Source organism: Achromobacter sp. RTa (genome assembly GCF_000757485.1).
In the GTDB taxonomy this organism is placed as follows: Bacteria; Pseudomonadota; Gammaproteobacteria; order Burkholderiales; family Burkholderiaceae_B; genus Achromobacter.
The window spans coordinates 13,748-35,210 of the sequence record NZ_JPYO01000001.1; the positions used below are offsets into that span (position 1 = coordinate 13,748).

General features: G+C 67.5%; 22 protein-coding genes. 6 read left to right on the forward strand and 16 right to left on the reverse strand.

Annotation, left to right across the window (positions count from 1 at the left end):
- Positions 1-129: 129 nt before the first annotated feature.
- From JL37_RS00070 to nhaA, 6 genes are all read right to left on the reverse strand, one after another.
- Positions 130-1,878 carry a DEAD/DEAH box helicase gene (locus JL37_RS00070; protein ID WP_052096696.1) on the reverse strand — a complete coding sequence of 583 codons (1,749 nt, stop codon included), beginning with the start codon at positions 1,876-1,878 and terminating at the stop codon, positions 130-132.
- Positions 1,879-2,153: 275 nt separating this feature from the next.
- Entirely contained in the window at positions 2,154-2,915 is a 762-nt protein-coding gene (locus JL37_RS00075; RefSeq protein ID WP_043541148.1) for a uracil-DNA glycosylase, read from the reverse strand.
- Between the two features lie 47 nt (positions 2,916-2,962).
- Entirely contained in the window at positions 2,963-3,625 is a 663-nt protein-coding gene (tenA, locus tag JL37_RS00080) for a thiaminase II (protein ID WP_043541149.1), read from the reverse strand.
- A gap of 92 nt (positions 3,626-3,717) precedes the next feature.
- Entirely contained in the window at positions 3,718-4,506 is a 789-nt protein-coding gene (locus JL37_RS00085) for a 3-hydroxybutyrate dehydrogenase (RefSeq protein ID WP_043541150.1), read from the reverse strand.
- 131 nt (positions 4,507-4,637) lie between these two features.
- Complete coding sequence (locus JL37_RS00090; protein ID WP_043541151.1) at positions 4,638-5,027, reverse strand: DUF488 domain-containing protein; 390 nt, start codon at positions 5,025-5,027, stop codon at positions 4,638-4,640.
- 58 nt (positions 5,028-5,085) lie between these two features.
- A complete protein-coding gene (nhaA, locus tag JL37_RS00095) occupies positions 5,086-6,306 on the reverse strand; it encodes a Na+/H+ antiporter NhaA (RefSeq protein WP_052096725.1) in 1,221 nt (406 codons plus the stop codon).
- 339 nt (positions 6,307-6,645) lie between these two features.
- Here nhaA and JL37_RS00100 point away from each other — a divergent pair, with 339 nt between their 5' ends.
- Complete coding sequence (locus tag JL37_RS00100) at positions 6,646-7,797, forward strand: glycosyltransferase (RefSeq protein WP_052096697.1); 1,152 nt, start codon at positions 6,646-6,648, stop codon at positions 7,795-7,797.
- A gap of 22 nt (positions 7,798-7,819) precedes the next feature.
- Here the strand turns inward: JL37_RS00100 and JL37_RS00105 are convergent, their stop codons facing one another.
- The 4 genes from JL37_RS00105 to JL37_RS00120 form a co-directional block, all read right to left on the reverse strand.
- Positions 7,820-8,284, reverse strand: coding sequence for an HIT family protein (locus tag JL37_RS00105; RefSeq protein ID WP_043541152.1), 465 nt, complete (start codon positions 8,282-8,284; stop codon positions 7,820-7,822).
- Complete coding sequence (locus tag JL37_RS00110) at positions 8,281-8,730, reverse strand: GNAT family N-acetyltransferase (RefSeq protein WP_043541153.1); 450 nt, start codon at positions 8,728-8,730, stop codon at positions 8,281-8,283. Before JL37_RS00110 ends, JL37_RS00105 begins: the two co-directional genes overlap by 4 nt.
- A gap of 24 nt (positions 8,731-8,754) precedes the next feature.
- Positions 8,755-10,221, reverse strand: a complete 1,467-nt coding sequence (gene pap, locus JL37_RS00115) for a polyphosphate:AMP phosphotransferase (RefSeq protein WP_043541154.1) — start codon at positions 10,219-10,221, stop codon at positions 8,755-8,757.
- Positions 10,222-10,350: 129 nt separating this feature from the next.
- Positions 10,351-11,214 (reverse strand): MBL fold metallo-hydrolase, encoded by an 864-nt coding sequence (locus JL37_RS00120; RefSeq protein WP_043541155.1) that lies wholly within the window; start codon positions 11,212-11,214, stop codon positions 10,351-10,353.
- A gap of 123 nt (positions 11,215-11,337) precedes the next feature.
- Between JL37_RS00120 and JL37_RS00125 the strand changes: the two genes are divergently transcribed.
- From JL37_RS00125 to JL37_RS00145, 5 genes are read left to right on the forward strand one after another with little or no spacing between them, the layout of a single operon-like run.
- Positions 11,338-11,673, forward strand: a complete 336-nt coding sequence (locus JL37_RS00125) for a helix-turn-helix transcriptional regulator (protein ID WP_043541156.1) — start codon at positions 11,338-11,340, stop codon at positions 11,671-11,673.
- A complete protein-coding gene (locus tag JL37_RS00130) occupies positions 11,670-12,107 on the forward strand; it encodes a YeeE/YedE family protein (RefSeq protein WP_043541157.1) in 438 nt (145 codons plus the stop codon). Before JL37_RS00125 ends, JL37_RS00130 begins: the two co-directional genes overlap by 4 nt.
- The gene (locus JL37_RS00135; RefSeq protein WP_043541158.1) at positions 12,104-12,523 is read left to right on the forward strand and encodes a YeeE/YedE family protein; all 420 of its coding nucleotides are present in this window, start codon (positions 12,104-12,106) and stop codon (positions 12,521-12,523) included. The genes JL37_RS00130 and JL37_RS00135 overlap by 4 nt, the downstream gene beginning before the upstream one ends.
- An 18-nt stretch (positions 12,524-12,541) precedes the next feature.
- Positions 12,542-13,777: an FAD/NAD(P)-binding oxidoreductase gene (locus tag JL37_RS00140; protein ID WP_043541159.1), complete on the forward strand. Its 1,236-nt coding sequence runs from the start codon at positions 12,542-12,544 to the stop codon at positions 13,775-13,777.
- Positions 13,778-13,787: 10 nt separating this feature from the next.
- Positions 13,788-14,612, forward strand: a complete 825-nt coding sequence (locus tag JL37_RS00145) for a sulfite exporter TauE/SafE family protein (RefSeq protein WP_043541161.1) — start codon at positions 13,788-13,790, stop codon at positions 14,610-14,612.
- Between the two features lie 19 nt (positions 14,613-14,631).
- Here the strand turns inward: JL37_RS00145 and JL37_RS00150 are convergent, their stop codons facing one another.
- From JL37_RS00150 to JL37_RS00175, 6 genes are all read right to left on the reverse strand, one after another.
- Positions 14,632-15,900 (reverse strand): phenylacetate--CoA ligase family protein, encoded by a 1,269-nt coding sequence (locus tag JL37_RS00150; protein ID WP_043541163.1) that lies wholly within the window; start codon positions 15,898-15,900, stop codon positions 14,632-14,634.
- 82 nt (positions 15,901-15,982) lie between these two features.
- Entirely contained in the window at positions 15,983-16,822 is an 840-nt protein-coding gene (locus JL37_RS00155) for an ABC transporter ATP-binding protein (RefSeq protein ID WP_043541165.1), read from the reverse strand.
- 189 nt (positions 16,823-17,011) lie between these two features.
- Positions 17,012-18,340, reverse strand: coding sequence for an ABC transporter substrate-binding protein (locus tag JL37_RS00160; protein ID WP_081954934.1), 1,329 nt, complete (start codon positions 18,338-18,340; stop codon positions 17,012-17,014).
- A 293-nt stretch (positions 18,341-18,633) separates the two neighbouring features.
- Positions 18,634-19,698, reverse strand: coding sequence for a branched-chain amino acid ABC transporter permease (locus tag JL37_RS00165; RefSeq protein WP_043541166.1), 1,065 nt, complete (start codon positions 19,696-19,698; stop codon positions 18,634-18,636).
- A gap of 26 nt (positions 19,699-19,724) precedes the next feature.
- The gene (locus JL37_RS00170) at positions 19,725-20,654 is read right to left on the reverse strand and encodes a branched-chain amino acid ABC transporter permease (protein WP_043541168.1); all 930 of its coding nucleotides are present in this window, start codon (positions 20,652-20,654) and stop codon (positions 19,725-19,727) included.
- A gap of 11 nt (positions 20,655-20,665) precedes the next feature.
- The gene (locus tag JL37_RS00175) at positions 20,666-21,463 is read right to left on the reverse strand and encodes an ABC transporter ATP-binding protein (RefSeq protein ID WP_043541169.1); all 798 of its coding nucleotides are present in this window, start codon (positions 21,461-21,463) and stop codon (positions 20,666-20,668) included.

The window sequence follows — 21,463 nt, forward strand, 5'->3', positions numbered from 1 at the left end:
TGAGGCATGGGCAAGCAGACATTTTCCCAAAAATCGGAGCCCCGCGCGGCGCGGCTCTGAGACGGAGCGGCGGCAAAAAAACAAACCCCGCGGCAGGCGCGGGGTTTGCGTCAGGCTCAAGCGGCGGAATCAGCCGCGGCGGTCGGCCGGCTTCGCGAAGCGCTTGGCGGGGCCGCCGGGCCGCTTGTCGAACGTGGGCTTGCCGCGGAAACCGCCTTCGGCGCGGTCGCCGCCGCGGAAGCCGCCTTCACGCTGCGGGCGGTCGCCGAAACTGGGGCGGTCGCCGAAGCTGGCGCGATCGTTGTAGCTCGGACGCGAGTCGCGGTCGCCGCCGCGGAAACCGCCTTCACGCTGCGGGCGCTCGCTGAACGGGCGCGAATCGCGTTGCGGACGATCGCCGTAGCTGGGGCGGTCGCTGAAGCTCGGACGCGAGTCGCGGTCGCCGCCACGGAAGCCGCCTTCACGCTGGGGACGGTCGCCCCAGGGACGGTTGCCCTGGTAGCCGCCCTCGCGCTGCGGGCGGTCGCCGAAGCTGGGGCGGTCGCCGAACGAGCGGGCCGGGCGGTCGCCGTGGAAGCCGCCTTCGCGATTGCCTTGGTAACCGCCTTCGCGCGGCTTGAATTCGCCACGCGGGCCACCAAAGGAGCGGCCCTCGCGGTTGCCCTGGTAACCGCCGCCGGGGCGCTTGCCGAAAGGCTTGCCGCCGCGCGGAGCGCCGCCGGCCGACGGACGCGGGGTGCGCTTGGGTTCCAGGCCGGCGATCACTTCGGGGGTGATCGATTGGCCGATGTAGTGCTCGATGCGGCGGACCTTGTGGCGTTCGGAATGCGTGGCCAGCGTGAAGGCCAGGCCGTTGCGGCCGGCGCGGCCGGTGCGGCCGATGCGGTGCACGTAGTCTTCGGCCTGCATCGGCAGGTCGAAGTTGACGGCGTGGCTGATGCCTTGGACGTCGATGCCGCGGGCGGCCACGTCGGTGGCGACCAGGATGCGCAGCTGGCCGCGTTGCAGTTGCGACAGGGTGCGGGTGCGCTGGCGCTGGTTCATGTCGCCGTGCAGGGCGGCGGCGGCGAAGCCCTGGTCGGCCAGGTGGTCGGCCAGGTCGTCGGCGCCGCGCTTGGTCGACGTGAAGACGATGGCCTGGTCCAGCGAGGCGTCGCGCAGCACGTGGTCCAGCAGCTGCATCTTGTGGCTGGCGTCATCCGCATAGAGCAGGCTTTGCGTGATGTTGGTGTGCTTTTCCTTGGCGCCGGCGATCTCGATGCGCTGCGGTTCGCGCATCATGCGCGCGGCCAGCTTGGCGACGGTGCCGTCCAGCGTGGCGGAGAACAGCAGCGTCTGGCGGCCTTCCGGCAGGCGTTCGACGATGGTCTCGATGTCTTCGATGAAGCCCATGTCCAGCATGCGGTCGGCTTCGTCCAGCACCAGCGTGTGCACGGTGTTCAGCTTGACGCGGCCGGATTGCAGGTGGTCGATCAGCCGGCCGGGGGTGGCGACCAGCACGTCCACGCGGCGCGACAGCGCCTTGAGCTGCGCGCCGTAGGGCATGCCGCCCACGACGGTGGCGGTGCGCAGGTCGGCCAGCTTGCGGCCGTAGGTGGCCGTGGCGTCGGTGACCTGCAGGGCCAGTTCGCGGGTCGGGGTCAGCACCAGCACCTGCACGCCGACGCCCTTGTTGGCGGGGTGCTGGGCGATGCGGTGCAGCGCCGGCAGCATGAAGGCGGCGGTCTTGCCGCTGCCCGTCTGCGAGGACACCATCAGATCGTGGCCGGCCAGGGCCTGCGGAATGGCGGCGGCCTGGACGGCGGTGGGGGTGGTGAAGCCAGCGTCCTGAACGGCCGACAACAGAGCGGGCGCGAGGCCCAGGTTTTCGAAAGACATTACTTTCCCTTGCCGCAATCAATGCGACGCAGTGCTTGGTCGGGCCAGGGGATTAGGCGGCCGGATCCAGGCGACGGTTGATGGAGCATCGTGCCGACCGGATCAACCATGCGCGTGGCGCGTTCTCGAGTGGAGATTGGAACGCAGGGCGAAAGGAAAGGGGTCAGGAATCGATGATGGTTCGGCAGGGGCCGGGGCTGTTTGCCCGGCGGACTGCGAAAACTTCCGCTAAATCAAGGCGGTAAATGCCGAACTCGTTTTGTGCAGTGCGGCGATCATAACCTGAATTCGCCTTGCATGGGAATTGTTTTTTTGTCCAGTCCCCAATCAATAGGGTTTTTCCCTTGGTTGGCCAGCCATTCGTTCGTGGCCAGGAAGTGGCCGCAGCCCAGGAACGGCACCGGCGGCCTTCTTGCGGAAAGCGGTGACGGATGATTGGACATCAGGACCAGATGTCCGCTGTTGTCAGGCAGCAACAGACGCTTGGCCTGGGCATGCGCGCCCCAGAGCATGAACACCTTGGGCGACGGGTCGCGCGCGACCAGCGAGATCAGCGCGTCGGTCACCGTCTCCCAGCCTCGTTTCGCGTGCGAGGCCGGCAGCCCGTCTTCCACCGTGAGCGCGGTGTTCAGCAGCAGCACGCCCTGGTCGGCCCAGGGGCTCAGGTCATTGCCGGCGGGGACCGGCGTGCCCGGAAATTCCTGGGCGATTTCGTTGAAGATGTTGCGCAGGCTGGGAGGCCGCTTGCAATCGTCCGGCACCGAGAAGGCGAGACCCTGGGCCTGGCCCGGGCCGTGATACGGGTCCTGTCCCAGGATCACGACCCGCACGTCCGACGGCGCCAGCCCGTGCAGGGCGCGGAAGGGCGTGGCGGGATAGATGGCCGCGCCCTCGCCCAGGCGCTTTTCGACGTGGGCGGTCACCGCCGCCAGGGCGTCGGCCACGGGCCGGTCGGCGAACGCCGCCTGCCAGGCGGCGGGAAGTTCGGCCGTCTGGGCGGCGAGGGCGTGGGGAGTCAGGCGGTTGTCGATCGGCATGGGCCGGATTTTGGCACAAGGGCGCGGTTCCGCCGCGCCCCGGGGGCTCAGACCGGCCAGCCGGCCTGGCGATAGGCCGAATCCCAGAACATCCATTCCAGTTGCGCCGCATGGGTGTATGCCTGGTGCATCGCCTCACGCGTTTCCGCCGAGGCGGCTTCCGCCGCGCGGTCCACCGTGGCGATGACGGCGCGCACCAGCGCGTGGAATTCCTCGCCCGCATAGGCGTCGATCCAGGCGGCGTAGGGATTGGGCGTCGCGGCGCGCGCCTGGATGTCGCGGCCGATTTCGGCGTAGATCCAGAAGCACGGCAGCAAGGCCGCGAGCGCCACCGGGTACGGGGCGCTCCAGGCGGTGGCGATCAGGAAGCTGGTGTAGTGGTGGCTGGCGGGCGACAGCGGTGTGGCTTCGAAGGTGGCCGCGTCGATGCCGAACTGCTTCATGAAACCGGCGTGCAGGCTGCGTTCGACGATGACGGCGCCCTTGGCGGCATCCGCGAACTGCACGACGCCGTCGGCGTGGTCTGCCTTGGCCGCGGCGACGGCCAGGGCGCGTCCGAACGCGACCAGGTAGTGCGCGTCCTGGATCATGTAGTGGCGGAACGCGTTCTCATCGAGCTGGCCGCTGGCCAGTTCCTGGTTGAACGGCATGGTGCGCGTTTTTTCGTAGAGCGCGATGTTGCGCGCCCAGGCGTCGGAGCTGAAAGACATGGGATTTCCTCAAGACGTGCCTGCCGGCGCGCCGGGATGCGCGCCGGCCCGGAAAGGCGCCTAGGGTACCAAAGACCGCCCGCCCCGCGGACCTACTGCATGTACCAGCCGTGGCTGACCACGAACGACTGGCCCGTGAGCGCGGCGCTGGGGAAGGCGGCCAGGAACAGCGCGGTCTGGGCCACGTCCTCGACGGTCGTGAACACGCCGTCCACCGTGTCGCCCAGCATGACCTTCTTGACGACGTCTTCCTCGCTGATGCCCAGTTCTTTCGCCTGTTCCGGAATCTGCTTTTCCACCAGGGGCGTGCGCACGAAACCCGGGCAGATCACGTGCGAGCGCACGTTGTGGGCCGCGCCTTCCTTGGCGAGCACGCGGGCCAGGCCCAGGAGCGCGTGCTTGGCGGCGACGTAGGCGGATTTGAGCGGCGAGGCTTCATGCGAATGGACCGAGCCCATGTAGATGACGACGCCGCCCCGGTTGTCCTTGTACATGTGCTTGAGCGCGGCCTTGGTCGTGAGGAAGGCGCCATCGACGTGGATGGCCTGCATCTTCTTCCAGTCGGAATAGGCGAAGCTTTCGATGGGGTTCACGATCTGGATCCCGGCGTTCGAGACCAGGATGTCGACGCTGCCGAAGGCCGCCGCCACGCGGTCGATTCCCTGGTTCACGGCCTCTTCGCTGGTGACGTCCATGGCGACGCCCATGGCCTTGCCGCCGGCCTGCTCGATCTCCTTGGCGACGGCCTCGGCGCCCGCCTGGTTCAGGTCGGCGATCGCGACCGCGGCGCCCGCGCGCGCGAGCGTCAGCGCAATTTCCTTGCCGATGCCGCTGGCGGCGCCGGTGACGACGGCGACTTTTCCGTTCAGGTCATGCTGCATGCTGGTACCTCCGGGTTGGGATTGGCCGTGGGCCGGGCCGGGCAGGGCCGCGTCGCCCACGGGTGCAGGGAGCATGGTTCGATGGTAGCGCGTCAGCATGAGAGCAGGCTGAACGCGGGCGGCTGGCCGCCTCAGCCGGAGCGCTTGCCGTGGTGACGGGCGTAGTCGAGCAGCGCGTCGCGCAGCACGACCGCCTGGTTGTGTTCGGTGTCGTGGGCGCCGTAAAGCAGGGTCAGCGGCTTTTTCCCGGCGGCTTCCAGCAGCGCGGCCATGCGCTCCTGCTGCTCCGGCGCGGCCAGCTCCGACTGGTACTTGCGTCGGAAGTCCTCCCAGCGTTCCTCGACGTGGTTGAACCATTTGCGCAATTCGGCGGTGGGTGCGAGGTCACGCGCCCATTCGTCCAGCCCCAGGTCGGCCCGGCGCAGGCCGCGCGGCCAGACTCGGTCCACCAGCGCCCGGTAGCTGCCTTCCGGGCCGGTGCCCTCGTAGACGCGCTGCACGTTGATGACGGGCGGTTTCATGGCGGCTCCTCGGGATCGTGGTGGCTGACCCCGTCTACTGTAGCGCCGGCCGCGTCCTTTATGGCGTTTCGCCCCGCCCGGTGCGCGCGCCGCAGCCGCGCAGCAGCGCGAACCCGGCGACGGCGGATGCAAGCGACCCGGTCAGGACGCCGATCTTGGTGGCATCCACGGCGGCCGGATCGGTGAACGCCAGGGCGCCGATGAACAGGCTCATCGTGAATCCGATGCCGCACAGCAACGCAACGCCGTACAGTTGGGTGAAGGAGGCATGCCGCGGCAGGCTGGCGATGCCGCTCTTGATGGCTAGCCAGGCGAAGCCGAACACACCCAGCTGCTTGCCCAGGAACAGGCCCAGGGCCACGCCCAGCGGCACGGGCTGGGCCAGGGTGGCCAGCCCCAGGCCGGCGAAGGACACGCCCGCGTTGGCAAAGCCGAACACCGGAACGATCAGCAGGGCGACCGGCTTGTGCAGGGCATGTTCCAGCGCGTGCAGCGGAGAGTGCACCGCGGGATGCCCCTGGTTCTGCGGACGCAGCGGAATGGCCAGCGCCAGCGCCACGCCGGCCAGCGTGGCGTGCACGCCGGACTTGAGGACGAAATACCAGAGCACGGCGCCGATCAGCAGATAGGGCGCCAGCCGCAGCACTCCCGCCCGGTTGAGGCAGAACAGGCAGGCCAGCAGGGCGCCCGCCATGCCCAGGGCGAAGGTATTGAGCGTCGAGGTGTAGAACAGCGCGATGATGACGATGGCGCCCAGGTCATCCAGGATCGCCAGCGCGGTCAGGAAGATTTTCAGCGACGTCGGCACGCGGCTGCCCAGCAGCGCCAGGATGCCCAATGCGAACGCGATGTCCGTCGCGGCGGGAATGGCCCAGCCGCGCAGCGTGGCGGGGCTGCCGGCATTGACCAGCACGTAGATGAGCGCCGGCACCGCCATGCCGCCCAGCGCCGCGATGCCCGGCAGGACGATGCGCCCGGCGCCGCGCAGCTGGCCGTCCAGCACCTCGCGCTTGATCTCCAGCCCGACCAGCAGGAAAAACACGGCCATCAGACCGTCGTTGATCCAGTGCAGCACGCTTTCCTTGAGCACGACGGGCCCCGCCTGGAAGCCCAGCTTGGTTTCGAGCGCCCCGAAGTAGTAGGGCGCGGCGGGGCTGTTGGCGACCGCCAGCGCGATCACCGCGGCCAGCATGAGCACGTAGCCGCCGAGCGCTTCGGATCGGAGGAACGACTGGAGGAAAGAGGGGTATTCGGCCCGGGACGAAGCCGGCTGGGTCACTTTTTGGCGTCCGTTTTTTTCAACGTTTTTTTCAATCAAACAATATCTCCCGCGCAATTCTGAATTTTACCTGAATAAGATATAGAAGGCTCTTACGTCGCCGAACCTCGGCCATTCTTGGAAGAAAAACGGCTAATTCTCTGGAAACCTCCGACCCGTTATCAGACTGATTCCTCTGCCGTTGACGGCATGCTTACCCTAGATTCCTAAACCGGGCGTGCGCGTTGGCAAGGCGCGGTTCCGTAAGCTCCCCTCCAGAAACCTGACCCGTGCGCGGCTGGCGGTGCCTCCAGCTGGCGCTTGCCGGCACATACCGTTTGAAGGCGATCGTTCCCCATCATGCTGAGTTCCGCCAAGACGCAGGGCGGCCGAGCCGGCCCGAGCCTGCGCATCCTGCATACCGAAGCCGCCACCTCGTTCGGGGGGCAGGAGTTCTGCATCTGCAAAGAGATGGTCGCCATGCGCGAGCGCGGCCATCGCCTGGAGGCGCTGTGCCAGCCCGGCGCTGAGCTGGGCGAGCGGCTGCGCGAGGCGGGCTTTACGGTGCACCTGCTCCCCATGGACGGCCCGCGCAATTTCATCCGCGGGGTGGCGTTCGTGCGCCGCCTGTTGCGCCGGGGGCGCTTCGACGTGGTCAATACGCACAGCCGCCGGGATACGGTGCTGGCCGCGATGGCGGCCCGCCTGGCCGGCACACCGCTCATCGTGCGCACCCGGCATCTGGCCAAGCCCATCAATTCGCTCTATGCCTACACTTGGCTGGCGCATCGCGTGATCGCCGTCAGCGCCTACGTGCGCGCGCAATTGCTGGACGGCGGCGCGCGGCCCGAGGCCATTGCCACCATCCATTCGCCGGTGGTGATACCTCAGGCGCGGCCGGGCGTCTGCGTCCGGCGAGAGCTTGGCTTGCCCGCCGGCGCCCTGGTAGTGGGCTGCGTGGCCATCATGCGTCCGGAAAAGGGGCATGGCGACCTGATCGACGCCTTCCATCGTATTTCCACCGCGTTCCCGCAGGCGCATCTGGTGCTGGTGGGCGACGGCATGCCATTGTTCGAGCGCCTGCGGGCGCAGGCGGCGGGGCTGGGGTTGGCGGGGCGCGTGCATTTCGCGGGGCGGCGCCACGACATCGGCGACGTCATGGCGGCGTTCGACGTGTTCGCGCTGCCGACGCACCGGGAGGCCCTGGGCACGGTCTTCGTCGAGGCCGCGGGGGTGGGGCTGCCGGTCATCGGCACGAACGTGGGCGGCGTGCCGGAAACCATGCGCGCGGATGTGACCGGCCTGCTGGTGCCGCCCAAGGACCCCGCCGCGCTCGCGGCCGCGCTGGAGCGCCTGCTGGCCGATCCGGCGCTGCGCAGGCGCATGGGCGAGGCCGGAAGGCGCCTGATCCGGGGCCAGGGCCTGTTCTCCGCCGAACGCGCGGCAAACCAGGTGGAACAGGCCTACGTCCGCTGGCTGGGCGAACTGCGCGCCAAGGGCGCCGCCGGCTGACGCCGCAGCCTCGCGCCCAGGCTCAGTGCCAGAGCAGCGCGTTCATGGCTTCGACCAGCCGGTTGCGGTAGCGCGGCAGTTGGGCCTCGACGCTCGCGCGCCGTTCCTTCCATTCCTCGGATTCCGCGCCGGCAGGCACCCTCGGCGGCGCCCAGATCGGGTCGGGAAAGTGGCGGTCGCCGCGCCAGCGCGGGATCACGTGCCAATGCAGGTGCGGCACCATGTTGCCCAGCGAGGCCAGGTTGATCTTGTCGGGCGCCAGGATCGATTGCTGCGTCTCTTCCACGACGTAAACGGCCCGCATCAGCAGATCGCGCCCATGCGTGGAGAGGCTGGTCATTTCCGCCAGGTGGCCGTTCCAGACCACGCGGGTGAAGCCCGGGTAGTCGGCGTCGGCCACTTCGACGATGCGCAGGTGCGGCCCTCTCCAGAGCACCGTGCCGCCGTCTTCCTGGCACAGGGGGCAGTTGGGATCGCGGGCGCTCACGGCATCGCCTTGCGATACTGGATGAAGCCGGACCGGTCGGCGATGCGGTCGTAGAGCTGGATGGCGGTGGCGTTGGTCTCGTGCGTCAGCCAGTACACGCGCGAGCAATTGGCGGCGGCGGCTTGCGCGTAGACGTGTTCGATCAGCTTGCGGCCGGCGCCGGTGCCGCGCACGTCCGGGGCCACGTACAGGTCCTGCAGATAGCAGTAGTCGCCGGCCGTCCAGGTGGAGCGGTGGAAAATCCAGTGCACCAGGCCGATGGCCCGGCCGCTGTCGTAGGCGAGCGCGGCATGCATGGGTTCCGCGCCGTCCAGGAACCGCGCCCAGGTGTTGCGGGTGACGGCGTCGTCGATGTCGACGCGGTAGAAGTCCTGGTAGCCTTTCCATAGCGGCAGCCAGGATTCGAAGTCGGCGGCGACGATGGGACGGATTTCAGCGGTGCTCATGGCTTGCGGTCTCCCCGGAACGGTTCAATGTAGGTCTTCCATGGCTTCGACGATATGTCGCAGCACTTGCAGTCGAGCGTAACGCTTGTCGTTGGCCGACACCAGATGCCACGGCGCGTGTGCGACGTCGGTCCGGGCCAGCATCTCGTTGGCCGCCGCGGCGTAGTCTTTCCATTTGTCGCGGTTGCGCCAGTCCTCGGCCGTGATCTTGAAATTCTTGAATGGCGATTTCTCGCGCTCCTTGAAGCGCTCGAGCTGCACGTCCGGCGTGACCGCCAGCCAGAACTTCAACACCAGCGCTCCGCTTGCGGCCAGTTGTTCCTCGAAATCATTGATTTCGGCATAGGCCCGGCGCCAATTGGCGGGCGCGGCCAGCTTCTCGACCCGCTCGACCAGCACGCGGCCGTACCAGGAGCGGTCGAAGATGGCGATGCGGCCATGGCGCGGAACCTGGCGCCAGAAGCGCCACAGGTAGGGCCTTGCCCGCGCCTCGCTGTTGGGCGCGGCCACGGGAGTGATGTCGAATTGGCGGGCATCCAGCGCATGCGTCACGCGGCGGATGGCCCCGCCCTTGCCGGCGGCGTCCTGCCCTTCGAAGACCAGCACCAGCGAACGCTCCTGGAATTTCCGCGAGCGCGCCGCGCGCGCCAGCCGGCCCTGCAGCAATCCCAGCTCGGACTCATAGTCGTCCTTGTCGACCTTGGCGTCGTAATCCAGTTGCCCCAGGCGGTCGACCACGCGCGTGGGCCGCGAGTGCGCCACGAACGAGGGCGGGATGCGGGGCACGCCGCGCTGGCGCATGGCGGCCAGCACGGCTTCCGCCGTGCGCGCCGACCGCATGTTTTCGTCTGCGCTGGGAATCACGACCCAGGGCGCATGGCCGCAGTCCGTGCGGTTCAGCACCGATTGCCCGGCGTTGCGGATGCGGTCGTATTTCTTGTAGACCTTCAGATCGATGGGGCTGACCTGCCAGGAGGTTTCCGGGCTGGCGAGCAGGCGCTTGGCGCGGGCCTTCTGGGCCTCGGCCGACAGATGGAACCAGAGCTTGACGATCTGCACGCCTTCGGCCGCCAGCATCGCTTCGAAGCGCCGGATCGCGGCGGCCTGCGCCTCGATGCTTTCCTGGTTGGGCTTTTTGCGCGTGGCTTCGAGGATCAGCGGCGCATACCAGGAGCCGAACACGATGCCGGTGCTGCCCTTGGGCGGCAGGTCGTTCCAGTATCGCCACAGCGGCGGACGATCCAGTTCCTCGCCTTCGCGCGGCCCGTAGGCCAGCGTCTTGATGTGGCGAGGGTCCATCCATTCATTGAGCAGGTTCACCGTGGCGCCCTTGCCGGCGCCGTCGATCCCCGCCACCACGACCAGCAGCGTCTTGTCCGCCTTGGCGAGGCGCTGGTATTGCGCGTTCAGCAGGGCGACGCGCAAGCGCGCTTCCAGCGGCTTGAATTCTTCCTTGGACAGGCTGGGGTCGGCTTCGGCTTCGGCGAACATGTGAGGATCCGTCTGATCGGCAATTCTGCGATCGGACGATCTTCCGGGATTAGCCCGGGGCATGCAAGCCCGCTGCGTGCGAGCCTGTGGCGCGCAACGCGGCCGCGGGCCGGGCGGCGCCCGTGGGAATCACAGCGCGTCGACGGGTATCTTCAGGTAGCGCACGCCGTTGTCTTCAGGCGGCGGGAAGTGGCCGGCGCGGATGTTCACCTGGATGGCGGGCAGGATGAGGGTGGGCATGGAGAGCGTGGCGTCGCGCCGGGTGCGCATGTCGACGAAATCGTCTTCGCCCACGCCATCGCGCACGTGGATGTTGGCGCGGCGCTGTTCGGCCACCGTGGTCTGCCAGGACGCGTCGCGGCTGGCGGGAGGATAGTCGTGGCACATGAACAGCCGGGTATCGGCGGGCATGCTCAGCAGGCGCTGGATCGACCGGTACAGCTGATGGGCGTCGCCGCCGGGGAAGTCGCAACGCGCCGTGCCCACGTCAGGCATGAACAGCGTATCGCCCACGAAGGCGGCATCGCCGATCAGGTAGGCCATGTCGGCGGGCGTGTGCCCCGGCACATGGATCGCCTGCGCCGTCAGCCCGCCGATGCGGAAGGTTTCGCCGTCGGCGAACAGGTGGCCGAATTGGGATCCGTCCAGCTGGAACTCGGGCTCGAGGTTGAAGATCTGCTTGAACACGCCCTGCACGGTCTGGATGCTCTGGCCGATGGCGATGACCCCGCCCAGTTGCCGCTGGAGGTAGGGCGCGGCCGAGAGATGGTCGGCGTGGGCATGCGTTTCCAGCAGCCATTCCGTCTTCAGGCCATGCTGGCGCACGTAGCCGGCCACGCGGTCCGCGCTGGCGGTGCCGCTGCGGCCGGACTTGGGGTCATAGTCCAGGACCGAATCGATGATGGCGCAGGCGCCGCCGGGCGCCGGCTCATGGACGACATAGGTGATGGTGGCGGTGACGGAATCGAAAAAGCCTTGGATCTGCGGGGGCATGGGCGCTCGCCTGGCAGCGTGTCGCTGCATATCAAAACAATATATATATTTCAATAATATTGTTGAATATTCTATCGGTCAATATAATGATCAAACTCACCTAGGCCGATTGATGCTCATCAAATGAATGAAGTCCTGACCGAGTGCGAAGTCGCCGTCCTGCGCGAATCCGCCTCCCAGGCCTGCGCCCTGCTCAAGGCGCTGGCCAACGAAGACCGCCTGCTGCTGCTATGCCAGCTGGTCCAGAGCGAACGCAACGTGGGCGAGCTCGAAGCGCTGACCGGCATCCGCCAGCCGACGCTGTCCCAGCAACTGGGGGTGCTGCGCGATGAAGGGCTGGTGGCGACGCGGCGCGAAGGCAAGTACGTCTACTACCAGATGGCCAGTTTCGAGGTCAGCCAGGTCATGAAGACGCTATCGAGTTTGTACTGCGGCCGGGCCATGGAGTCACTCAAGTGAATCTGGACTGGTCCGCCTTCACGCCCGCGTCGTCGGCATTCGGCGGCCTGTTGGTCGGCGCCGCGGCCGTCCTGCTGATGGCCGGCGCGGGCCGCATCGCGGGCATCAGCGGCATCGTGGGCGGCCTGTGGCCGCCCCAGGGCGGCAGTTCCTGGCGCCTGGCCTTCCTGCTGGGCCTGTTCGCTTCGCCCTGGCTGTACCGGGCCGGCGCCGCGCTGCCCGCCGTCACGGTGGAGGCCGGCACGGCCCGCCTGATCGTCGCGGGGTTGTTGGTGGGCATCGGCACGCGCTACGCGTCGGGCTGCACCAGCGGCCATGGCGTCTGCGGCGTGTCGCGGGGTTCGCCCCGCTCGCTGGCCGCAACCGCGCTGTTCATGGCGGCGGGCTTCGGCATCGTCTACGTCATGCGCCACCTGGCGGGAGGCGGATCATGATTGCACTGTACGCCTTTGTGTCCGGCCTGGTCTTCGGGCTGGGGCTGATCGTGTCCGGCATGGCCAATCCCGCCAAGGTGCTGGGCTTCCTGGACCTTGCCGGCGCTTGGGATCCGTCGCTGGCCTTCGTGATCGGCGGCGCGGTGCTGGTCAGCGCCGCGGGCTTCGCCGTGTTGCGTCGCCGCCGCGCCAGTCTGTCGGGCGAGCCCTTGCGCTGGCCCACCGCGACCCGCATCGACGCGCGCCTGGCGCTCGGCAGCCTGGCGTTCGGCGCGGGTTGGGGATTGGCCGGTTTCTGCCCGGGCCCGGCCCTGGTCGCCGCGTCGGCCGGGGTGCCCCAGGCGCTGGTGTTCGTGGCCGCCATGCTTGCCGGCATGGCGATATTTTCAATCCTGGAAAAAATCAAAAGCCGGTAGACCGGCTCGGAGACAAGCATGCCCATGGCACAAGGCCAGCGCGATTTCGACGTGGTTGTGGTGGGCGGCGGGGCGGCAGGCATCGGCGTGACCGCCAGCCTGTTGCGCCGGCGTCCGGACCTGCGCATCGCGGTCATCGAACCCAGCGACAGGCATTACTACCAGCCCGCCTGGACCCTGGTGGGCGGCGGCGCCTTCGACGTGTCCAAGACCGTGCGCCCGACCCGAGCGGTCATGCCGCCGCGCGCCACGTGGCTGCAGTCCGCGGCGGCGGGATTCGAACCCGAGGCGGACCGTGTCCTGCTGGAAGACGGCCGCGCCGTGACCTACCAGCAATTGATCGTCAGCCCCGGGCTGCGCCTTGCGTGGGAGCAGGTCGACGGGCTGGCCGAAACGCTGGGCCGGCACGGCGTCACGTCCAACTACCGTTACGATCTGGCGCCCTACACCTGGGAGCTGGTGCGCGGCTTGAAGGGCGGCCGGGCGCTGTTCACGCAGCCGGCCATGCCTATCAAGTGCGCCGGCGCGCCGCAGAAGGCGATGTACCTGGCTTGCGATCATTGGCGGCGCACGGGCGCGCTGGACCGCGTCGACGTGGAGTTCGATGTGGCCGGCGCGGTGCTCTTCGGGGTTCCGGCCTTCGTGCCGCCGCTGATGCGCTATGTCGAGAGCTACGGCATCGGGCTGGCCTTCAATTCGGCGCTGGTGGCGGTCGATGGCGCGGCGCGCAAGGCATGGTTCGATGTGAAGGGCGCCGATGGCGCCGTGGCGCGCGTGGAGAAATCCTTCGACATGCTGCATGCCGTGCCGCCCCAGGTTCCCCATGCCTTCCTGAAGAACAGTCCGCTTGCGGATGCCGCAGGCTGGTGCGAGGTGGATCCCGCCACGCTGCGCCATGTCCGCCACGGCAACGTCTTCGGCCTGGGCGATGGCATCAGCACGACCAATGCCAAGACCGCCGCCGCCGCGCGCAAGCAGATCGTTACCGTGGCCGAAAACCTGCTGGCGCTGCGCGAAGGTCATGCCATGCCGGTGAGCTACGACGGCTATGGCTCCTGCCCGCTGACGGTCGAGCGCGGCCGTATCGTGCTGGCGGAATTCGGCTACGGCGGCAAGCTGTTGCCGACCTTTCCGCTGGATCCGACGGTGCCGCGCAAGAGCGCCTGGTTCCTCAAGGCCAGGATGCTGCCGTGGATCTACTGGAACGGCATGCTGAAGGGCCGGGAATGGCTGGCGCGTCCGCTGGGCAATTGAGCGCTCACGCATGATCGCTACCGTATGGGCGGCCAGCATGGCGCTGGGAGGATGCGTCGGCCTGATTCTCGGGCTGACGGGGGCGGGCGGCGCCATCATGGCCGTCCCTTTGCTGGTCTTCGGCCTGCATTTACAGGTGGCGCAGGCCGCGCCCATCGCCTTGCTGGCGGTGGGGTTGTCCGCCGCGCTGGGGGCCGTGCTGGGGCTGCGCCGGGGCCAGGTGCGCTATCGGGCCGCCGGCTTCATGGCCATCACCGGCATCATTGTGTCGCCGTTGGGCCTGTGGGCTGCGCGGCGGGTGCCCAACGCGCCGCTGGCCATCATCTTCGCCTGCGTGCTGGGCATGGTGGCGTGGCGGATGTGGGCCCAGGGCGCCCGGCCCGCCGCCGTGGACGTCCCGCGCATGGCGCCCTGCCAGCTCAATGCCGGCACCGGCCGGCTGCGGTGGACGGCGCCTTGCGCCCGCGCGCTGACGGGCACCGGCATGATTGCGGGCTTCCTGTCGGGGTTGCTGGGTGTGGGCGGCGGCTTCGTCATCGTCCCGGCGCTGCGCCGCGCGACCGATCTGCCGATGCAGGCCATCGTGGGCACGTCGCTGGCCGTGATCGCGCTGGTGTCCGCCAGCGGCGTGGTTGCCGCGGCGGCGGGAGGACACCTGGACTGGGGGATCGCGGCGCCTTTCACGGCCGCCGCGGTGGCGGGCATGTTGGCGGGGCGCGCCGTCGCCGACCGGTTCCCGCCCAGGCGCCTTCAGCAGAGCTTCGCGTTGTTCGCGGGGATGGTGGCGCTGGCGATGCTTGCGAAAGGCGTAATGGCGCTGATCGCGGCCGCGTGAATCCGCGCGGCCGCTGCGTTCACTCGTAGGTGCGCACGTCGTCGATGACCTTGCCGTCGTTCGGCAGGCCGCCGGCCTCCACCCATTCCACGTCGCTGCGCAGCTTGGTCACGTCGCGCACCGATTCCGCGATGCGCTTGCCGAGTTCTTCGTTGGGCGCCTGCGCTTCCACCTTGAGCACCATGCGGTCCGATCCGGTGTTGCCGCTGATCACCAGCCGCGCGCGCAGGATCTCGGGATGGCGGCGAGCCACGTCCGCGACCTGCGACGGATGCACGAACATGCCGCGCACCTTGGTGGTCTGGTCGGCGCGGCCCATCCAGCCCTTGATGCGGGTGTTGGTGCGTCCGCAGGGCGAGAGGCCGGGCATGACGGCCGACAGGTCGCCGGTGCCGAAACGCACCAGCGGGTAGTCAGGGTTCAGCGTGGTGACCACGACTTCGCCGACTTCGCCGTCCGGCACGGGTTCGCCGGTGCCGGGGCGCACGATTTCGACAATGATGTCCTCGCCCAGCACCAAGCCTTCGCGGGCGGGCGTTTCGAAGGCTACCATGCCCAGGTCGGCGCTGCCGTAGGCCTGGTAGCCCTCGATGCCGCGCGCGGCGAGCCAGTCGCGCAGGGAGGGCGGGAAGGCCTCGCCGGAGACCAGCGCGCGGCGCAGCGAATCCAGCCTGACACCCAGTTCGTCCGCTTTTTCCAGGATGATCTTGAGGAAGCTGGGCGTGCCCGTGTAGCCGCTGGGCGCGAGATCCTGGATGGCGCGCACTTGTTGTTCGGTCTGTCCGGTGCCGCCGGGAAACACGGTGCAGCCCACGGCGTGCGCCGCGGTTTCCATCATGGAGCCGGCAGGCGTGAAGTGATAGGAAAAGCAGTTATAGGCCAGCTCGCCGGCGCGGAATCCCGCCGCATGCAGGGCGCGGGCGAAGCGCCAGTAGTCGGCGCGCGCGCTTTCCGGCTCATAGATGGGGCCCGGCGATGCGAAGACGCGCATCGCTTCGCCCCAGCCGATTGCGGAGAAGCCGCCGAACGCCTTGCGCGGGCCCGCGGGCGCGGACGGGTCGTCGCGGCTGTGCTGCTGCCGCTCCAGCAGCTCGTGCTTGCGCAGCACGGGCAGGCGAGCCAGGGCTGCGCGCGACGTGATGGTCGCGGGGTCGATGCCGCGCAACTGCTCGGCGATGGCCGGCGCCCGGGCAACGGCCCGGGCGATCGCGCCGGGCAGGGCGGCCATCAGGTCGCGCTCGCGCTGCTCGGGCGCGCGGGTTTCCAGAACATCGAAAAACTCGGACATGGGATCGCACCCTCTCGTGTGCCGTACTGCGGTGTCGTTGCCGGCGGCGGGCCGGACCGCGCCGGCTTCGCCGCTCCAGGAATCAGGCCAGCCAGCGTTTGCGGCGGCGGTAGAACTTGTTGTCGCGGAAACTCTTGCGCTCGCCGCTGGAGATGCCCAGGTAGAACTCCTTCACGTCCTCGTTCTCGGCGAGATCGGAGGCCGCGCCGTCCATCATCACCCGCCCGTTTTCCAGGATGTAGCCGTAATCGGCATAGCGCAGGGCGATGTTGGTGTTCTGCTCGGCGAGCAGGAAGCTGACGCGTTCGCGCTGATTCAGGTCGCGCACGATCTCGAAGATCTCCTCGACGATCTGCGGAGCAAGCCCCATGGACGGCTCGTCCAGCAGGATCATGTTGGGGTCGGCCATCAGCGCGCGCCCGATGGCGGTCATTTGCTGCTCGCCGCCGGAGGTATAGCCGGCCTGGCTGGCGCGGCGCTGCTTCAGGCGCGGAAAATACTGGTAGACCCGCTCCAGCGCCGCCGTCGTGTCGCCGCGGCCCATGCTGCGCGTATAGGCGCCGGTCAGCAGGTTTTCCTCGATGGTCAGGTGCGCGAAGCAATGGCGGCCTTCCATCACTTGCACCACCCCGCGCTTGACCAGTTCGGCGGGCGACAGCTTCTCGATGCGCTGGTCGCGATACTGGATATAGCCCTTGGTGACGTCGCCGCGCTCGCCCTTGAGCAGGTTCGAGATGGCGCGCAATGTCGTGGTCTTGCCTGCGCCGTTGGCGCCCAGCAGGGCCACGATCCGGCCTTCCGGCACTTGCAGGGATACGCCCTTGAGCACCAGGATGACGTGGTTGTAGATCACCTCGATGCCGTTCACGTCGAGCAGGACCTTTGGGGTGTCTGTCGGGGCAGCAATATTGGCGTCGTTCATAAAGGTTCCTGCGGCGTGGCGACTGCCTGTCCCAAGGGACGGCAGCCGGTTCGTATCAACATCCTCTGCATCTGCGGCACCCGCGCCGCATGCAGCTGGCGCGGCTAAAGCGGGGCCGCCGCGGAGCCGGCTTTGCCGGTCCGCGCGCGGCGCCCCCTTGAGGGGAGGCGCCGCAGGTGCTTCGGGGGGTTACTCACACTTTCGAGGCGTGATGTTCTTTTCCTTGGCGTACTTGGCCGCGGCTTCCTTGACCATGGGATCGAGGATGGCGGGATCGGCCTGGTACCAGTCGGATGAGACCTTGAACTTCGAGCCGTCCCACTGCACGATGCGGGCCCAGTCATCGCCCTTGTGGTTGCTGCAAGATGTCTTGACCGGACGCATGATCTGGCCAAAGCCCAGCTTGTCCAGCTTCTCCTGGGTCAGGTTCAGGTTCTCGAAGCCCCAGCGCACCTGCTCCGGCGTCAGCGCCTTGCCCTTGCCGTATTTTTCCTGGGCGGTGCGGATCGCCTCCACCTGCAGCATGGAGATCATCATGCCCCGCGTGTGGGCGATGGTGCCCAGCGTGGTGTTGCCGGTCTTGTCCGAGCCCTGGCCCTTGTCGTAGACGAACTTCTTCAGGTCGTCGTAGACCTTGTCATGGTTGGCGCCGCTGTTGTGGATGGTGATGGCGTTGTAGCCCTTGGCAACGTCGCCTAGGTCCTTCACGTCGCCTTCGGAGCCGGCCCACCAGATGGCGTACATCTTGTCGCGCGGATAGCCGCTGGCCTGCGCCTCGCGGATGGCGGTAGGCGTCATGATGCCCGCGCTCCACAGCAGCACATAGGCCGGACGCGCCTGGCGGATCTGCAGCCAGGTGGACTTCTGTTCGACGCCGGGGGCGGTCACGGGGTAGAGCAGCAGCTCGAAGCCTTCCTTGGCCGCGCGCTTCTGCAGGAGCGGGATGGGTTCTTTGCCGTAAGGCGAATCATGGTAGACCAGGGCGATCTTCTTGCCCTTGAGCTTGTCCATGCCGCCTTCCTTCTTGGCGATGTCCTGGATCATCACGTCGGCCGCCGTCCAGTACGTGCCGAGCAGCGGGAAGTTCCATTCGAAGACGCTGCCGTCGACCGATTGGGACAGGCCGTAGCCCATCGTTTCGACCGGCACCTTGTCGACCATGGCCTTGTCGCTGACGGCGAAGGTGATGCCGGTGGACTGGGTGTCGAAGCCCGACGCGCCGGTGCCCTTGCCCTTCAGGCGCTCGTAGCATTCCACCCCGCGGTCGGTGGCGTAGGCGGTTTCGCATTCCTCATACGTGATCTTGACGCCGTTGACGCCGCCATCGCGTTCGTTGACCAGCTTCAGGTAGTCGAGCTTGCCGTCGGCCCAGGGAATGCCCAAGGGGGCGAAGGACCCGGTGCGATACACCAGCAACGGAACGAACTGCTCTTCGGCCGCCATCGCCGGCGTGGCCACGGCGCCTGCTGCGGCCACCAGGGCTGCCGCCAACTTCAGGTTAAGACGCTTCATCTCCATTTACCTCCTGCGTGGTGTTTGGGTCATAAACCCTCGGACACCGGGGTTGGCCCGGTCTTGAGCCGGGTATTCAGGATGCCTGGCGCGGCGCTCATGCCGCCGCGCCAGGCGATGTTCAATACAGAAGCAATGCAACGCCGTACAGCACATGTTCCAGCAACGTTCGTCAAGCAAAACAGCTGCCACTCGATCCGGGCCGCGGCGGATCCGGCTCCGCCGGTCCCCTGCGGCGCCCCCTAGGCGGGCCCCCCTTGAGGGGGAAGCGCCGCAGGCGCTGCGGGGGTGAACCCCACTTAATGCGGGAAGGGCCAGATGCGGAGTTTCTCCTTGCCGATGCTCCACAACCGCGCCAGCCCATGCGGCTCGGCGATCAGGAAAAAGACGATCAGCGCCCCGAAGACCATGTGCTCCACGTGCGCCGCGGTGTCCACCGACAGCGACAGGCCCAGCATGTGCGGAACGTTGGTCAGCGCCACGGGCACCAGCACGATGAACGCCGCGCCGAAGAAGCTGCCGATGATCGATCCCAGCCCGCCGATGATCACCATGAACAGGAGCTGGAACGAGCGCCCCAGGTCGAAGGCCAGCGGCTCCCAGGAGCCCAGGTGGATGTAGCCCCACAGGGCACCGGCAACGCCGACGATGAACGAACTGACCGCGAACGCCGTAAGCTTGGCGTACATGGGACGGATGCCGATCACGGAGGCCGCCACGTCCATGTCGCGTATGGCCATCCACTGGCGGCCGATGGCTCCGCGCACCAGGTTCTTGGCCAGGAGGCTGAACACCACAACCAGGATCAGCACGAACAGGTACTTCTCCATGGCGCTCTGGACGGGCAGGCCGAACGCGGTCAGCGGCGGCACCGACACGTTGCCGGACGAGGAGTAGTTCGTGAAAAAGGGAATGCGCAGGAACGCCCAGTCCACGAAGAACTGCGCGGCCAGCGTCGCCACCGCCAGATACAGGCCCCGGATGCGCAGGCTAGGTATGCCGAAGATCACGCCGACGATCGTGGCGAAAAAGCCGCCCAGCAGGATCTGGACGACCAACGGCATGCCGGGGAAGCGCACGCCGAAATTCCACGCCGCGTAGGCGCCGACGGCCATGAAGGCGCCCGTGCCCAGCGAGATCTGGCCGCAATAGCCCACCAGGATGTTCAGGCCCACGGCGGCCAGCGCCAGGATCAGGAACGGGATCAGGATGGCCCGCAGCAGGTAGTCGCTGGCCAGCGCCGGGATGGCGATGAACGCCACCGCCAGCAGCAGCCAGATGAAGATGCGGTCCTGGCGGATCGGGAAGATCTGCTGGTCGGCGCGATAGGTGGTCTTGAATTGGCCGTTTTCGCGATAGAACATTTTCTTATCCTAGAGATCCTGTCTGCCTACACGCGATCGATGATCTTCTCGCCGAACAGCCCTTGCGGACGGAACAGCAGGAACACCAGCGCCAGCACATAGGCGAACCAGATTTCGATACCGCCGCCCACGAGCGACCCCAGGTAGACCTCGGACAGCTTTTCCCCGACGCCGATGATCAGGCCGCCCAGGATGGCGCCCGGCACCGACGTCAGGCCGCCCAGGATCACCACCGGCAGCGCCCGCAGCGCCGCGGTGGAGAGCGTGAACTGCACGCCGAACTTCGACCCCCAGATAATGCCGGCCACCAGCGCTACCAGGCCCGCCACGCTCCAGACGATCACCCAGATCCGGTTGAGCGGAATGCCGATGGATTGCGCGGCCTGGTGGTCGTCGGCCACCGCGCGCAGGGCGCGGCCGGTCGAGGTGTACTGGAAGAAGATGGCCAGGGCCGCCACCAGCAGGGCAGCGATGACGGCGGCGGTCAGGTCCTCCAGGTTGATCAGGAGCCCGCCCTCGAAGACGGATTCCAGGATGATCATGGGATCCTTGGGCATGCCGACGTTGATGGAGTACACCGAGCTGCCGAAGGTGATCTGGCCCAGGCCGTCGAGAAAATAGCTGATGCCCAGCGTGGCCATCAGCAGGGTGGTGGCTTCCTGGTTGACCAGATGGCGCAGCACGAAGCGCTCGATGGCGACCGCCAGCAGGAACATCACGGCCGCGCTGACGATGAACGCCAGCACATTGGCCAGGATCATGTTGTCGAAGCCAAGCCAGCGCGGCAGCCACTCCGAGAAGCGCGCCATGGAAAGCGCGGCTACCAGCACCATCGCGCCCTGCGCGAAGTTGAAGACGCCGGATGCCTTGAAGATCAGCACGAAGCCCAATCCGATCAGGGCGTACAGCATGCCGCTCATCAGGCCGCCGAATAAGGTCTCTAGAAAAAATCCCATGTCTGTCCGCCTTAGTGCGACACGCCTAGATAGGCTTTTACGACGTCTTCATTCGCGCGGACTTCGTCCGGTTTGCCGTCGCCGATCTTCTTGCCGTAGTCCAGCACCACGACGCGGTCGGAGATGTCCATGACCACGCCCATGTCGTGCTCGATCAGCACGATGGTGGTTCCGAATTCGTCATTCACATCCAGGATGAAGCGGCTCATGTCCTGCTTTTCCTCGATGTTCATGCCGGCCATCGGCTCGTCCAGCAGCAGCAGGCGCGGTTCCATCGCCAGCGCGCGGCCCAGGTCGACGCGCTTTTGCAGGCCATAGGGCAGGCGGCCCACCGGCGTCTTGCGATGCGCCTGGATCTCCAGGAAGTCGATGATGTTCTCGACGAACTCGCGGTGCTGGATCTCTTCGCGCTCGGCCCGGCCCATCCGGAACGCCTGGGACAGCAGCCCGCACTTCATGCGCAGGTTGCGGCCGGTCATGATGTTGTCCAGCACGCTCATGCCCTTGAACAGCGCCAGGTTCTGGAACGTGCGGGCGATGCCCATTTCCGCGGCGCGGCGCGGATTCATGCGCGAGAAGCGCTCGCCGCGGAATGCGATTGCGCCTTCCTGGGGCGTGTAGACCCCGTTGATGACGTTGAGCATCGAGCTCTTGCCCGCGCCGTTGGGGCCGATGATGGCGCGGATTTCGTGTTCGCGCACGTTGAAGGAGATGTCAGTCAGCGCTTTCACGCCGCCGAAGGACAGGGAAATGTTCTGCATGTCCAGCATGACGTCGCCGATGCGCTGGTCGCGGTCGTTGGGGCTCAT